Below are 13,456 nucleotides of genomic sequence, written 5' to 3'. Positions count from 1 at the left end.
ACGCGGGGCAAGCCCGCTCGCCACAAGGATCAGCGGCTAGACAGTAAAGCCTGGCCACGTACGACGGCTGCCTTGACCTGCACCGGCGCAGTCCCGCCCACGTGGTTACGGGCATTCACCGAGCCTTCCAGGGTCAGCACGGCAAACACGTCCTGCTCGATCTGGTCGCTGAACTGACGCAGTTCTTCCAGGCTCATTTCCGCCAGGTCCTTGCCGGTGTCCACGCCGTACTTCACGGCGTGGCCGACGATTTCATGGCAGTCACGGAACGGCAGGCCACGGCGCACCAGATAGTCCGCCAGGTCGGTTGCGGTAGAGAACCCACGCAGCGCCGCTTCACGCATGATTGCGTGCTTGGGTTTGATCGCCGGGATCATGTCGGCAAACGCGCGCAAGGAGTCGCGCAGGGTGTCGGCGGCGTCGAACAACGGCTCTTTGTCTTCCTGGTTGTCCTTGTTGTAGGCCAGAGGCTGGCCTTTCATCAGGGTCAGCAGGCCCATCAAGGCGCCGAACACGCGGCCGCTCTTGCCACGCACCAACTCGGGCACGTCGGGGTTTTTCTTTTGCGGCATGATCGAGCTGCCGGTGCAGAAACGGTCCGGCAGGTCGATGAACTGGAATTGCGCGCTGGTCCACAGCACCAGCTCCTCGGAGAAGCGCGACAGGTGCATCATCGCGATGCTCGCGGCGGCGCAGAATTCGATGGCGAAGTCACGGTCCGACACGCCATCCAGGGAGTTGCCGCCCACGGCGTCGAAGCCCAGCAATTGCGCGGTGTATTCGCGATCGATCGGGTAGGTGGTGCCGGCCAGCGCAGCGCTGCCCAGAGGCATGCGGTTGGCGCGCTTGCGGCAGTCCACCAGACGCTCGTAGTCGCGGCTGAGCATTTCGAACCAGGCCAGCAGGTGGTGGCCGAAGGTCACAGGCTGTGCGGTCTGCAGGTGAGTGAAGCCCGGCATGATGGTGTCCGACTCGCGCTCGGCTTGCTCAAGCAGGCCTTTTTGCAGGCGGGTGATCTCGGACAGGATCAGGTCGATTTCGTCACGCAGCCACAGGCGGATATCAGTGGCCACCTGGTCGTTACGGCTACGGCCGGTGTGCAGCTTCTTGCCGGTCACACCGATGCGGTCAGTGAGGCGGGCCTCGATGTTCATGTGCACGTCTTCCAGGTCGACACGCCAGTCGAACGTGCCGGCTTCGATCTCGCCACGGATGGTGGTCAGGCCGTCGATGATGCTGTCGCGCTCGGCGTCGGTCAGCACGCCGACCTTGGCCAGCATCGTCGCGTGGGCGATGGAGCCCATGATGTCGTGGCGGTACAGGCGCTGGTCGAAGGTGACGGAGGCGGTGAAGCGGGCGACGAAGGCGTCGACGGGTTCACTGAAGCGGCCGCCCCAGGACTGGTTGGTCTTGTCGGTGCTCATGGATTCGCTCGTGATCTGCTTAATAAAGAGGCATGGAAGTGTGCCGGCGATAATAACAGGGTTGCCCGTGGACGCGGTGCTGCGGGTCGTCGGCATTTTTATTTGTGCAAAGGATGGCTAAGTGCCTTGCCGCCGAACGCGTCCAGGACGAGACTGGGTACAGAGGTTTATTGAAACGATATTTGACGATTGAGCAATGTCGTCTCAGTGAGCGTCTACAGTTGGACTGATAGTGTGTGAATGCACCAAAGTCGGGTGATGCGGTCAGAGCCCAGACTATCCATTTAAAAAGGGGGGTATTCGGATTGTGTATCAGCAAACCCTACGACGATGCCCGAAGGCAGCAGGTTTTGGGCGCTATTGAACAGGTCCGGGTAAATATGGGTGCCACTCTCAGGGCACTTTTTGCCGCTCGCGCTAGTCTTAGCGTGGATCGCTGTGACGCAAGTCACCGCACCTGTCTACGCTATCCTTGTGCGAGACTCACGCAGGAATCCAGCGCAATATGAATGTCCTGATCGTTGATGACGAACCCCAAGCCCGCGAGCGACTGAACCGTTTGGTCAGTGATCTCGAGGGTTACGCAGTACTCGAACCGAGCGCCACCACGGGCGAAGAGGCGTTGACGCTGATCGACAGCCTCAAGCCGGATGTGGTGTTGCTCGATATCCGTATGCCGGGCCTTGATGGCCTGCAAGTTGCCGCCCGACTGAGCGAGCGAGAGTCGCCACCCGCGGTGGTGTTTTGCGCAGCAGGCGATGAGTTTTCCGCGGAGACGCTGGAAGCCAGTGGAGTCAGCTTCCTCACCAAACCGGTGGCTGGCGAAGCATTGCTCAAGGCCCTGAAAAAGGCCGAGCGCCCAACCCGCGTCCAACTCGCCGCCTTGACCCAGCCAGCAGCCCAGAGTGGTAATGGGCCGCGCAGCCATATCAGCGCCCGCACCCGCAAAGGTATCGAGTTGATCCCCTTGGGCGAGGTGGTCTATTTTATCGCCGATCACAAGTACGTGACCCTGCGCCACCAGGGCGGCGAAGTGTTGCTCGATGAGCCACTCAAGGCGCTTGAGGATGAGTTCGGCGACCGCTTCGTGCGTATCCACCGCAATGCGCTGGTGGCCCGCGAGCGCATCGAACGCCTGCAACGCACGCCGCTGGGGCACTTTCAGCTGTTCCTGAAAGGCCTGAATGGCGACGCACTGATCGTCAGCCGACGGCATGTAGCCGGTGTGCGCAAGATGATGCAGCAGCTTTAGCCCGAGGGCTGTGGCGAGGCCTGCAACTCATATCCCGGTGCGACGCGGCCAGGGAGGCCCCGCACTTGCTGATTCAAATCAAAGCGTATTTGCCTGAGCTGTTATTATCTGCCGTATCTATTCAGTACGGATTGATCCATGTCCTCTCGCGAAATCCGCATCGCCACCCGTAAAAGCGCCCTGGCCTTGTGGCAGGCCGAATACGTCAAATCACGCCTGGAACAGGCCCATCCTGGCCTGACCGTGTCCCTGGTGCCCATGGTCAGTCGCGGCGACAAGCTGCTCGACTCGCCACTGTCGAAGATCGGCGGCAAGGGACTGTTCGTCAAGGAACTGGAAACCGCGTTGCTGGAAAACGAAGCCGACATCGCCGTGCATTCGATGAAAGACGTGCCCATGGACTTCCCCGAAGGCCTGGGCCTGTTTTGCATCTGCGAGCGCGAAGACCCGCGTGATGCATTTGTTTCCAACACCTACGCGTCCCTGGACGAATTGCCTTTGGGCAGCATTGTCGGCACGTCCAGCCTGCGTCGCCAGGCGCAACTGCTGACCCGTCGTCCGGACTTGCAGATCCGCTTTCTGCGCGGCAACGTCAACACCCGACTGGCCAAGCTGGATGCCGGTGAATATGACGCGATCATCCTTGCCGCGGCCGGCCTGATTCGCCTGGGCTTCGAAGACCGCATCACCTCGGCCATCAGCGTCGAGGACAGCCTGCCAGCCGGCGGGCAGGGCGCGGTTGGCATTGAGTGCCGCACCGCCGACAGTGAAATCCACGCCCTGCTCAAGCCTCTTGATCACCACGACACTGAAGTCCGTGTCACGGCCGAACGAGCCCTGAACAAACACCTCAACGGTGGCTGCCAGGTGCCGATCGCCTGCTACGCCGTGCTTGAAGGCGAAAACCTGTGGCTGCGTGGCCTGGTGGGTGATCCGGACGGCGGCACCCTGCTGACCGCCGAGGTGCGTGGCCCACAGCGTGACGCCACAGCCCTGGGTATCCAAGTGGCCGAAGAGCTGCTGGACAAGGGCGCCGGTGCCATCCTGCAAAAAGTCTACGGCGAGGCCGGTCCGCAGTGACCGAATGGCGCGTGCTGCTGACGCGGCCTGCCGAGGAGTCGATGGCCCTGGCGGCCGCGTTGTCCGGCGCGGGCATTTTCAGCAGCAGCCTGCCGTTGCTGGACATTGAGCCGCTCCCCGTAACACCTGAACAGCAAGCTGTCTTCCATGACCTGGGGCGTTACTGTGCGGTGATCGTCGTCAGCAAGCCTGCGGCACGCCTTGCCGTGGCGCAACTTGATCGCGCATGGCCGCAGCTGATGTGGTTCAGTGTCGGCGCGGCCACCGCGCAGGTACTGGCCGAACACGGCCTGAATGTTAAGTATCCGCCTACTGGCGACGACAGCGAGGCTTTGCTTCAATTGCCCGCGTTGCGCGAGGCTATCGCCCGCCCGGATGCCCAGGTGTTGATCCTGCGCGGTGAGGGCGGTCGCGAGCTGCTGGCGGAGCGTTTGCGTGAACAAGGTGCTAGTGTCGACTATCTGGAGTTGTATCGCCGTTTCTTGCCGGCCTATGAGGCCGGTGCACTGATGCAACGCATCCAGTTGGAACGCTTGAACGGCCTGGTGGTCAGCAGTGGGCAGGGTTTTTTACACCTGCAAGCCCTGGCCGGAGCCGATTGGCCCCAGGTGGCACAGCTGCCGTTGTTCGTGCCAAGCCCGCGAGTCCTGGAGATGGCGCGGGCCGCTGGCGCAGAAAAAGTTGTGGATTGTCGCGGTGCGAGTGCCGCGGCTTTGTTAGTGGCGATACGGAGCTATCCCGTTCCCACTCTCTGAAACGCAAAGGACGGATACGTGAGCGAAACAGCCTTGCCTAAAGATGAAACCCAACCCGCACTTGATGCGCCGGTTGAGTCACCGGTCAGCGCGCCGCGCCGTGGCAATGGCCTGGCAATTGTCGCCCTGCTGCTCGGCGCTGCGGGTGTTGCCGCCGGCGGTTGGGGGATCTGGCAGGTCCGCGCGTTGCAAGCCAGCAGCCAGCAGCAGTTGGGCCAGGTGCAGACCCTCGATGATCAATCCCAGTCCCTCAAGCAAAGCCAGCAACAACTGGCCGCGCGGCTGGCGCAGTTGCCGGGTGCGGATGAGTTGGAGGAGCGTCGTCGTCTGGTGGCCCAGCTCCAGGGTGATCAGCAGCGCCTGAGCCAGCGCCTGGAAACCGTGCTGGGAGCCAGCCGCCAAGACTGGCGCCTGGCCGAGGCCGAGCACTTGATTCGCCTGGCAAGCCTGCGCCTTTCTGCCCTGCAAGATATCAACAGTGCCCAGGCTTTGGTCCAGGGTGCCGACGAGATTCTTCGTGAGCAGAGCGATCCGGGCGCCTATGCTGCCCGCGAGCAATTGGCCAAGAGCCTTGTTTCGCTGCGCAGTACCGAGCAACCGGACCGCACCGGGCTGTACCTTCAATTGGCGGCCTTGCGTGATCAGGTCGTGCAACTGGCGGCGATCGCTCCTGAATATCAACTGGCCGAACCTGCTCCCGAGTCACGCCCTACCACTGATACGGAAAGCCGCTGGAGCCAATGGTGGGAGCAGATTTCCCGTTACTTCCGCATCGACTTCAACCCGGATGACAACGTCCGTCCTCTGCTGGCAGGCCAAGGTTTGAACCAAGTGCGCCTGGCCCTGAGCCTGGCGCTGGAACAGGCGCAATGGGCGGCGCTCAATGGCGAGTCGGCTGTCTACAGCCGCGCCTTGGGGGAGGCCCGCGGTGTGCTGCAGGATAATTTCAACCAGGACAACCCGCAGAGCAAGGCGATGCTGGCACGTATCACTGAGCTTGAACCCCAAGCGGTATCAGTGGTGACGCCGGACCTGGCCGCGAGCCTGGCCGCCGTGCAGGCTTATCTTGAGCGCCGTCATCTGTCTGCTGACGAAGCCAAGGCGGCTGCGACGCCGGCGAAGCAGGAGTAGAACCGATGAAGCGATTCTATGTAATCCTGATGCTGGCAATTGCGATCGCGCTGGCCGTAGGTGTTGGCATTTCGGAGCACACCGGCTACGTGCTGATCACCTACCCTCATGTACTGAATTACGAGTCGAGCGTGTGGGCGACTCTGGTGGCGGTGTTTGCAATCGGCCTGGCGATCTGCCTGATTCGTGTGCTGCTGAGCCTTATCACCACCTCCGGTGGCCTGGTCAACCCGTGGTCGCGGCGTAACCGCAGCCGTCGTGTGCAGATTGCCATCGAGCAGGGCCAGATGGACCTCGCCGAAGGTCGCTGGGCCAGTGCCGAACGCCACTTGCATCGTGCTGCCGAAGCCGAGCGTCAGCCACTGCTGTATTACCTCGGTGCAGCCCGTGCGGCGAATGAGCAGGGGCGTTACGAAGAGTCCGATGGTTTGCTGGAGCGCGCCCTGGAGCGCCAGCCCCAGGCCGAGCTGGCGGTCGCCCTGAGTCATGCGCAACTGCAACTGGACCGCGGCGATACCGACGGCGCACTGACCACCTTGCAGGCCATGCACGAACGTCACCCCCACAACGCCCAGGTCTTGCGTCAATTACAGCGCCTGCATCAGCAGCGGGGCGACTGGTCGTCGGTGATCCGCCTGCTGCCGGAACTGCGCAAGGATAAAGTGCTGCCCGCCAGTGAACTGGCCGAGCTTGAGCGTCGCGCCTGGGGCGAGAACCTGAGTCTCGCGGCCCAGCGTGAAGAGCAGGGCGAGGCCGGCTTGCAGTCCCTTGAGCGAGCCTGGCAGCAACTCACTTCCGCCCAACGCCAGGAGCCGCAACTGGTCCTGGCTTATGCCGAGCAACTGCGCCAGTTGGGCGCCGATGCCAAGGCCGAGGAAGCGCTGCGTGGCGCGATCAAGCGCGGTTACGACAGCCATCTGATTCGACTCTACGGCTTGTTGCGTGGCAGCGATCCAGCCAAGCAGTTGAAGTTTGCCGAAGGTTGGCTCAAGGATCATCCAGGTGATGCCAGCCTGTTGCTGACGCTGGGCCGCCTGTGCCTGCAAAACAGCCTGTGGGGCAAAGCGCGGGATTATCTGGAAAGCAGCCTGCAGGTGCAGCGTAATCCCGAGGCCTGTGCCGAGTTGGCGCGTTTGTTGGCGCAACTGGGTGACACTGAACGCAGCAACCAGCTGTTCCAAGAGGGCCTTGGGTTGCTGGACAACCGTTTGCTGGCGTCACCGCTGCCTGTGCCGGTCCGAGTTTGATGTAGGAAATGGGTGAGGAGCGGCCCGGAGATAACTGGCCGCCACCCCCTCATTCCATGGGAAAAACTGGCTGTAGAGCGTTTGTGGGCAATGTCTGACGCTCAACAGCCCAACGTCTTCCATCTTCTGGCGGGAAGTCCTTACCCTCTCGCGGAATCGTCTGCTCTGGCATGTATTGAAAGGGGTCAGGCCTTTCCTCTACCGTAGCGACCTATCTTTCGCGATGCGGATAAAGCATGCCTTTGGCCCCTTCACGCTCCTTGTTTTTCCTTGCGTTCCTGGCCGGTGCGCTGACATTGGGCGCGTCCTTTTACCTTGAATTCGGTGTCTCCTTGCGCCCTTGCTTCCTGTGTCAGGTGCAAAGGGGGTTCCTGGCTGCATTCACATTGATCAATCTGGTTGCCGCGATCCATAACCCCAAGCGCTCCGTGAGCTGTCTGTATGGGCTGGCAAGCATGGGCTTCGCGTTGCTTGGCGCCATGACCGCCGCGCGCCAGGTATTGCTACAAAACGCCGCACCGGAGCAGGTGGCTGACTGCTGGCCAAGCCTGCACTACATGATCGAAAACCTGTCGTTTTGGCAGGCCCTGCAATTGACTGTCAAAGGCACTGTCGATTGTGTGGAGATCAACTGGACACTGTTCGACTTGAGCCTGCCGGAGTGGAGCCTGCTGTTCTTCGTCGGGATGTTGATCCTCGGCGCCATGCAGTTTTCACGGCTGTTGTTGAGCCAGCGTTTGCGTCCGGCGAGGCGCTGAATGCCGGTCGCAGTTTGTAGGACGGGATTAAACACTTGTATGAACTTTCTCTCCTGCGTACCTTGAAGCCATAGTCATGCGGGCATAATCTGGCCCGCACGTGTTATTGAAACCGTTTGTCAGATGCGGCCTTGTCCGGTTGCTGCTTTATCCTTGAAGTGTTGCGCGGGCACCAGGCGGCAGCGCCCCTATAGGGAAGAGAGATCATCATGCTGGAAAGTTGTCAGAATGCTCAGGAACGCTGGGGTGGGGTGCACAAGCTGATCGACAGCTGGCTGAAGGCACGTCACGAACTGGTTCGGGCCTTTGATGCGCTCGGCGCCAAGCCCGAGGCACTGGCGCAGAACCGCGAACCGTTGCAGGATTTCTGCGGTGTGTTGGTGGACTACGTGTCAGCCGGTCATTTCGGCGTCTACGAACAACTGACCAAGGAGGCGGAAGCCTTCGACGATCAGCGTGGCCTGGATTTGGCTGAGACCCTTTACCCGCGCATCGATGTCATCACCGAAAAGCTGCTTGAGTTCACCGACCTGTGTGATGCGGGTAACTGCGTGGCAGATAAATTCAAAGAATTGGGCGCGTTGCTGCACGAACGATTCGAGCTGGAAGACTGCTTGATCGAAGTGCTGCACAACGCTCACAAGGAAGAGTCTGCTACCCAGGCTTGACCCTCGATAGCGATATACAAAAAACGGTGCGCATGACGCACCGTTTTTTATTGTCTCAAGGGCGCGTGCCGAGCAATTCGATCTCGAACACCAGTGGCGTGTAAGGCGCAATCAATTCGCCGGCGCCATCGGCGCCATAGGCCTGGGCCGATGGAATCACCAGGCGCCATTTTGCTCCCACCGGCATCTGTTGCAAGGCGCTGCTCCAGCCGCTGATCACACTGTTCAGACGAAACCATTGTGGTTGTGTGCTCTGGTCGAACACTGTCCCATCGGGTAACCGCCCCACGTATTTCACTTGGACCTGGTCGCTGGCTTTGGGTTTTTCACCGGTGCCGGGAGTGAGTTCAGTCAGCAGGATCCCATCCGCCAATTCGCGTACGCCTTTTGCTGCTTTTTCTTTGCTCAGGAATTGTTGTTCGGCCGCGAGTGCTTTTTCGCTTTGAGGCGCCTGCGCGTCGGCGTCGTTTTGCGCTTCGTGTTGGGCAAGGATCGCTTCGATACGGGCATTATCCAGCGCCAGGGGTTTGCCTTGGTAGGCCTGCTTGAGACCATCGATCAGCGCCTGGATTTGCAGGTCGGGAACCTCCTGGCGCAGGCGTTCGCCGAGGCTGGCGCCCAGGCTGTAGGCGAGGTCATGCTGATTCTGGTCAACGGTTTTCGCCGACGATTGATCGCTCGCATTGGCCACCGAAATTGCCAAGCCCAGCACAAGAAAAAGGTAACGCGACATGGGCATTCTCCCGCCGAAAGTGCGACGGATTATGCCAGTGTGAAAGGGTAAAAAGTGCCGCGTATTTTCGTTATATCGATAAGAATTTTCACACGGTGCAACGCAAGGCAAACGATACTGTCAACATGCCCTAGCGGCGGTAAGAGCAGAGGGCTAGTATGAGCCGCACCCACGTCAGCCAGGAGGTAAACCATGTCGGCCAAACAGAAGCCTGTTAATACCCCGTTGCATTTACTCCAACAACTTTCGGGCAGCTTGCTCGAACATCTGGAAAGCGCTTGTTCCCAAGCTCTGGCCGATGCAGAAAAACTGCTCGCCAAGCTGGAAAAACAACGCGGTAAAGCGCAAGAGAAGCTGCACAAATCCCGCACCAAACTGCAAGACGCCGCCACTGCCGGCAAGGCCAAGGCACAAGCCAAAGCCAAAGACGCTGTCAAAGAACTTGAGGACCTGCTGGACGCCCTCAAGGATCGCCAAGCTGAAACCCGCGCCTATATTTCCCAACTGAAAAAAGATGCCCAGGAAAGCCTGAAGCTGGCCCAGGGCGTTGGTCGTGTGAAAGAAGCTGTGGCTAAAGTGCTGGGTGCTCGTACCCCTGCAAAAGCGGTTGCAGCGAGCGCGGCGAAAAAGCCAGCGAGCAAAGCTGTTGCTGCAAAGGCACCTGCTAAAGCTGCGGCAAAACCTGCTGCCAAAACTGCTGCTGCGAAACCAGCCGCCAAGCCAGCTGCTAAAACCGCTGCTGCAAAACCAGCCGCCAAGCCAGCTGCTAAAACCGCTGCTGCGAAACCAGCCGCCAAGCCAGCCGCTAAAACCGCTGCTGCAAAACCAGCCGCCAAGCCAACTGCTAAAACCGCTGCTGCAAAACCAGCCGCCAAGCCAACTGCTAAAACCGCTGCTGCAAAACCAGCCGCCAAGCCAGTTGCTAAAACCGCTGCTGCAAAACCAGCCGCCAAGCCAGCTGCTAAAACCGCTGCTGCAAAACCAGTCGCTAAGCCAGTGGCTAAAACCGCTGCTGCAAAACCAGCCGCTAAGCCAGTGGCTAAACCTGCTGCTGCGAAACCGGCCGCCAAGCCAGCTGCTAAACCTGCTGCTGCGAAACCGGCCGCCAAGCCAGCTGCTAAACCTGCTGCTGCGAAACCGGCCGCCAAGCCAGCTGCAAAACCTGCTGCTGCAAAACCGGCCGCCAAGCCAGCTGCAAAACCTGCTGCTGCAAAACCAGCTGCCAAACCAGCCGCAGCGAAGCCCGCCGTTGCCAAGCCAGCTGCCGCAAAACCAGCACCGGCCAAGCCAGCAACACCGGCTGCCCCGGTAGCGTCCACCGCTCCAACTGCACCGGCCAGCAGCACGACTGCCCCGGTAGCGACAAGCACCACCCCAACCAGCGCTTCCTAAGTGTTGGTGGCCACGACGCGCAGCTGTTGCAGCGCGTCGTGGTCAAGGTTGGCGGCATCCTCAGCCGCCAGTCCTTCCAGCCATCGTTGCTGACCCATCGCATCACCCATCTGCCACAGTTGCGCCAACGCTTCCAGACGTGCCAGCAACTGCTGTTCGGCGTCCAGCTCCAGGGCCTTGACCCGTTCGCGTAATCCCGCCAAATCCCTATCTTGCTGTGCCATGGCGCGCCATTGAGTGCGTAGGTGTCTTAACGGTTCGATCACGCCTGTCTGCCAAGGCCTGGCGACCTGTCTCAGCGCCTGTATACGCTCGGCGGTCACTGTCACCGCACGCTGCTCCAACCACGCGCCACACAACAACAGGCACACGTCTGCCCCTTGTGCCTGCAAACGCAGGCAAGCGGCCTCCACGCCCGGGCGGGCGTAAGTCGAGAGGGCAAAGCTCCACAGGTCAGCGCACATATTCACACCCAAGCCAGCGGCGAACGAAGCTGGTAGACTCCGCCGCCATTATGATCCGACTTCAAAGCCTAACATTACAGCGTGGCCCGCAACGTCTTCTCGAAGACGCCGAGCTGACCCTGCACGCCGGTCACAAAGCCGGCCTGATCGGTGCCAACGGCGCCGGCAAATCCACGTTGTTCGCCCTGTTGCTGGGTGAGCTGACCCCGGATTCCGGGGACTGCTTGCTGCCGGCCGACTGGCGCATCGCCCATATGCGCCAGGAGATCGACACCCTGGACCGCATCGCGATCGACTACGTGCTCGATGGCGACCTGCGCCTGCGCCAGGTGCAACACGACCTGGCCGAGGCCGAGAAAGCCCAGGACGGCGCCGCCCAGGCCCGCCTGCACTCGGAGCTCGACAGCGCCGACGGCTACACCGCCGATGCCCGCGCCCGCAAGATGCTCGCCGGCCTTGGCTTTACCAACGAGCAGATGGACCGTCCGGTCGCGGACTTCTCCGGCGGCTGGCGCATGCGCCTGAACCTGGCCCAGGCCCTGATGTGCCCGTCGGACCTGTTGCTGCTCGACGAACCGACCAACCACTTGGACCTCGATGCGATCCTGTGGCTGGAAGACTTCCTCAAGAGTTACCAGGGCACCTTGCTGCTGATTTCCCACGACCGGGATTTCCTCGACGCCGTGGTCGACAACATCGCCCACGTCGAACAGAAGAAAATCACGCTGTACCGTGGCGGCTACACCGCGTTCGAACGTGCTCGTGCCGAACGCCTGGCCCAGCAGCAACAGGCGTTCGAGAAGCAACAGGCGCAACGTGCGCACATGGAAAGCTACATTGCCCGCTTCAAGGCCCAGGCCACCAAGGCCCGCCAGGCCCAAAGCCGGATCAAGGCACTGGAGCGCATGGAGGAGCTGTCGGCGGCCCACGTCGATTCGCCGTTCGACTTCGTGTTTCGCGAGTCGGTGAAGATCTCCAGCCCGTTGCTGGATCTCTCCGATGCACGCCTGGGTTATGGCGACAAAACCATCCTGGAAAAAGTGAAGCTGCAACTCACGCCGGGTGCGCGCATTGGTTTACTCGGCCCTAACGGTGCGGGTAAGTCGACGCTGATCAAGAACCTGTCGGGTGAGCTGTCGCCATTGGCCGGCCGCCTGACCCGTGGCGAGAACACGGTGGTGGGCTACTTCGCCCAGCATCAGCTGGACTCTCTCGATTCCAAGGCCAGCCCGTTGCTGCACCTGCAGCGCCTGGCGCCGACCGAGCGCGAACAAACCCTGCGCGATTTCCTCGGTGGTTTCGACTTCCGTGGTGCGCGCATCGACGAGCCGGTGCTGAACTTCTCCGGCGGCGAAAAAGCCCGTCTGGCCCTGGCATTGATCGCCTGGGACCGTCCGAACCTGCTGCTGCTCGACGAACCGACCAACCACCTGGACCTGGAAATGCGCCTGGCGCTGACCATGGCCCTGCAGGAGTTCAGCGGCGCGGTACTGGTGGTGTCTCACGATCGCCATTTGCTCAAGAGCACCACGGATAACTTCCTGCTGGTGGCGGACGGCAAAGTCGAGGAATTCGACGGCGACCTGGACGACTACGCGCGCTGGCTGACGGACTACCGCCTGCGCAACGCGCCGGTCAGCAACACCCCGGTCAACCCGGACAAGACCGACAAAAAGGCCCAGCGCCAAGCCGCCGCCGCGTTGCGTCAGCAACTCGCGCCGCACAAGCGTGAGGCTGACAAGCTGGAAGCCGAGTTGGGCAAGGTGCATGAGCGCCTGGCCAAGATCGAAGCCAGCCTGGGCGACAGCGCCGTCTACGAGGCCGCCCGCAAGGATGAGTTGCGCGACCTGCTGGCCGAACAGGCCAAGCTCAAGGTGCGTGAAGGGCAATTGGAGGAGACCTGGATGGAAGCTCTCGAATTGCTCGAAACCCTGCAAGCGGAGCTGGAGGCGCTGTCCTGATGGAAGCGTTGCAGCTGCCGATACCGACACAGTGGGTCGAGCCCGTCTGGGTTGGCGTGCAAATCCTGCTCATCCTGCTGGCGGGTTACCTTGCCCAGCGCTTCGTCGCCAAAGGCCTGACCCGGCTGGGTGAGCGCTACCCATTCCCGCCGCAGCTGCTGATGCCGCTGCGCGGTGGCTTGCGCTGGCTGATCATGGGCAGTGCGCTGATCTTCGTGCTGGGCCGCCTGGGTGTGTCCGCCACAGTGCTGTGGACGGCGTTGTCCGGGTTTGTCGCGGTCGCAGCCGTGGCGTTCTTCGCCATGTGGTCGGTGTTGTCCAACCTGCTGTGCGCCATCCTGATCTTCACCGTCGGGCCGTTTCGCCTGGGCGATATCGTCGAATTGGTGGATACCGTCGACAAACCAGGGGTGAAGGGCCGGGTCGTGGCGATCAATCTGCTCTACACCACGTTGATCGAAGTGGCAGAAGCGGGGACTGACAGCGCGATGGTGCAAGTGCCCAACAGCCTGTTTTTCCAGCGTTCGGTGCGGCGTTGGCCAGGTACCCATGTGTTTCCGGGCGACCGCTAGTATTCACATCTTGTAAAAA

General features: G+C 61.2%; 13 protein-coding genes. 10 read left to right on the top strand and 3 right to left on the bottom strand.

The window, feature by feature from the left end:
• Nucleotides 1-29: 29 nt before the first annotated feature.
• Complete coding sequence (gene argH / locus AYR47_RS05855) at nucleotides 30-1,424, bottom strand: argininosuccinate lyase (protein WP_033897505.1); 1,395 nt, start codon at nucleotides 1,422-1,424, stop codon at nucleotides 30-32.
• Between the two features lie 505 nt (nucleotides 1,425-1,929).
• On the opposite strand from argH, the gene AYR47_RS05850 reads away from it, so the two are divergent.
• The 7 genes from AYR47_RS05850 to AYR47_RS05820 all read left to right on the top strand — a co-directional run bounded on the left by AYR47_RS05850 (nucleotide 1,930) and on the right by AYR47_RS05820 (nucleotide 8,315).
• Nucleotides 1,930-2,676 carry a LytR/AlgR family response regulator transcription factor gene (locus AYR47_RS05850; protein WP_033897506.1) on the top strand — a complete coding sequence of 249 codons (747 nt, stop codon included), beginning with the start codon at nucleotides 1,930-1,932 and terminating at the stop codon, nucleotides 2,674-2,676.
• A gap of 138 nt (nucleotides 2,677-2,814) precedes the next feature.
• Complete coding sequence (gene hemC / locus AYR47_RS05845; RefSeq protein ID WP_033897507.1) at nucleotides 2,815-3,756, top strand: hydroxymethylbilane synthase; 942 nt, start codon at nucleotides 2,815-2,817, stop codon at nucleotides 3,754-3,756.
• A complete protein-coding gene (locus tag AYR47_RS32900; protein WP_033897508.1) occupies nucleotides 3,753-4,511 on the top strand; it encodes a uroporphyrinogen-III synthase in 759 nt (252 codons plus the stop codon). The genes hemC and AYR47_RS32900 overlap by 4 nt, the downstream gene beginning before the upstream one ends.
• 18 nt (nucleotides 4,512-4,529) lie before the next feature.
• Nucleotides 4,530-5,642 (top strand): uroporphyrinogen-III C-methyltransferase, encoded by a 1,113-nt coding sequence (locus tag AYR47_RS32895; protein ID WP_061434570.1) that lies wholly within the window; start codon nucleotides 4,530-4,532, stop codon nucleotides 5,640-5,642.
• A gap of 5 nt (nucleotides 5,643-5,647) precedes the next feature.
• The gene (locus tag AYR47_RS05830; protein ID WP_033897510.1) at nucleotides 5,648-6,889 is read left to right on the top strand and encodes a heme biosynthesis protein HemY; all 1,242 of its coding nucleotides are present in this window, start codon (nucleotides 5,648-5,650) and stop codon (nucleotides 6,887-6,889) included.
• A 236-nt stretch (nucleotides 6,890-7,125) separates the two neighbouring features.
• Nucleotides 7,126-7,647 (top strand): disulfide bond formation protein B, encoded by a 522-nt coding sequence (locus AYR47_RS05825; protein WP_061434569.1) that lies wholly within the window; start codon nucleotides 7,126-7,128, stop codon nucleotides 7,645-7,647.
• Between the two features lie 209 nt (nucleotides 7,648-7,856).
• The gene (locus AYR47_RS05820) at nucleotides 7,857-8,315 is read left to right on the top strand and encodes an Rsd/AlgQ family anti-sigma factor (RefSeq protein WP_016975860.1); all 459 of its coding nucleotides are present in this window, start codon (nucleotides 7,857-7,859) and stop codon (nucleotides 8,313-8,315) included.
• A 55-nt stretch (nucleotides 8,316-8,370) separates the two neighbouring features.
• On the opposite strand, the gene AYR47_RS05815 is transcribed toward AYR47_RS05820, so the two are convergent.
• Entirely contained in the window at nucleotides 8,371-9,048 is a 678-nt protein-coding gene (locus tag AYR47_RS05815; protein ID WP_033897512.1) for an FKBP-type peptidyl-prolyl cis-trans isomerase, read from the bottom strand.
• A 192-nt stretch (nucleotides 9,049-9,240) separates the two neighbouring features.
• Between AYR47_RS05815 and AYR47_RS31800 the strand changes: the two genes are divergently transcribed.
• On the top strand, nucleotides 9,241-10,440 hold the full coding sequence (locus AYR47_RS31800; protein ID WP_082781467.1) for an AlgP family protein: 1,200 nt from the start codon (nucleotides 9,241-9,243) through the stop codon (nucleotides 10,438-10,440).
• On the opposite strand, the gene AYR47_RS05800 is transcribed toward AYR47_RS31800, so the two are convergent.
• On the bottom strand, nucleotides 10,437-10,904 hold the full coding sequence (locus tag AYR47_RS05800) for a TIGR02444 family protein (RefSeq protein WP_033897514.1): 468 nt from the start codon (nucleotides 10,902-10,904) through the stop codon (nucleotides 10,437-10,439). The genes AYR47_RS31800 and AYR47_RS05800 overlap by 4 nt on opposite strands.
• 50 nt (nucleotides 10,905-10,954) lie before the next feature.
• Between AYR47_RS05800 and AYR47_RS05795 the strand changes: the two genes are divergently transcribed.
• Complete coding sequence (locus tag AYR47_RS05795) at nucleotides 10,955-12,865, top strand: ATP-binding cassette domain-containing protein (protein WP_028618428.1); 1,911 nt, start codon at nucleotides 10,955-10,957, stop codon at nucleotides 12,863-12,865.
• Nucleotides 12,865-13,437 (top strand): mechanosensitive ion channel family protein, encoded by a 573-nt coding sequence (locus AYR47_RS05790; RefSeq protein WP_010207425.1) that lies wholly within the window; start codon nucleotides 12,865-12,867, stop codon nucleotides 13,435-13,437. Before AYR47_RS05795 ends, AYR47_RS05790 begins: the two co-directional genes overlap by 1 nt.
• The last annotated feature ends 19 nt before the right edge of the window (nucleotides 13,438-13,456 follow it).

The organism is Pseudomonas azotoformans, from assembly GCF_001579805.1.
Lineage (GTDB): Bacteria > Pseudomonadota > Gammaproteobacteria > Pseudomonadales > Pseudomonadaceae > Aquipseudomonas > Aquipseudomonas azotoformans_A.
The sequence above is the reverse complement of the archived record's forward strand: the minus strand, read 5'-3'. Positions and strand labels throughout refer to the sequence as shown.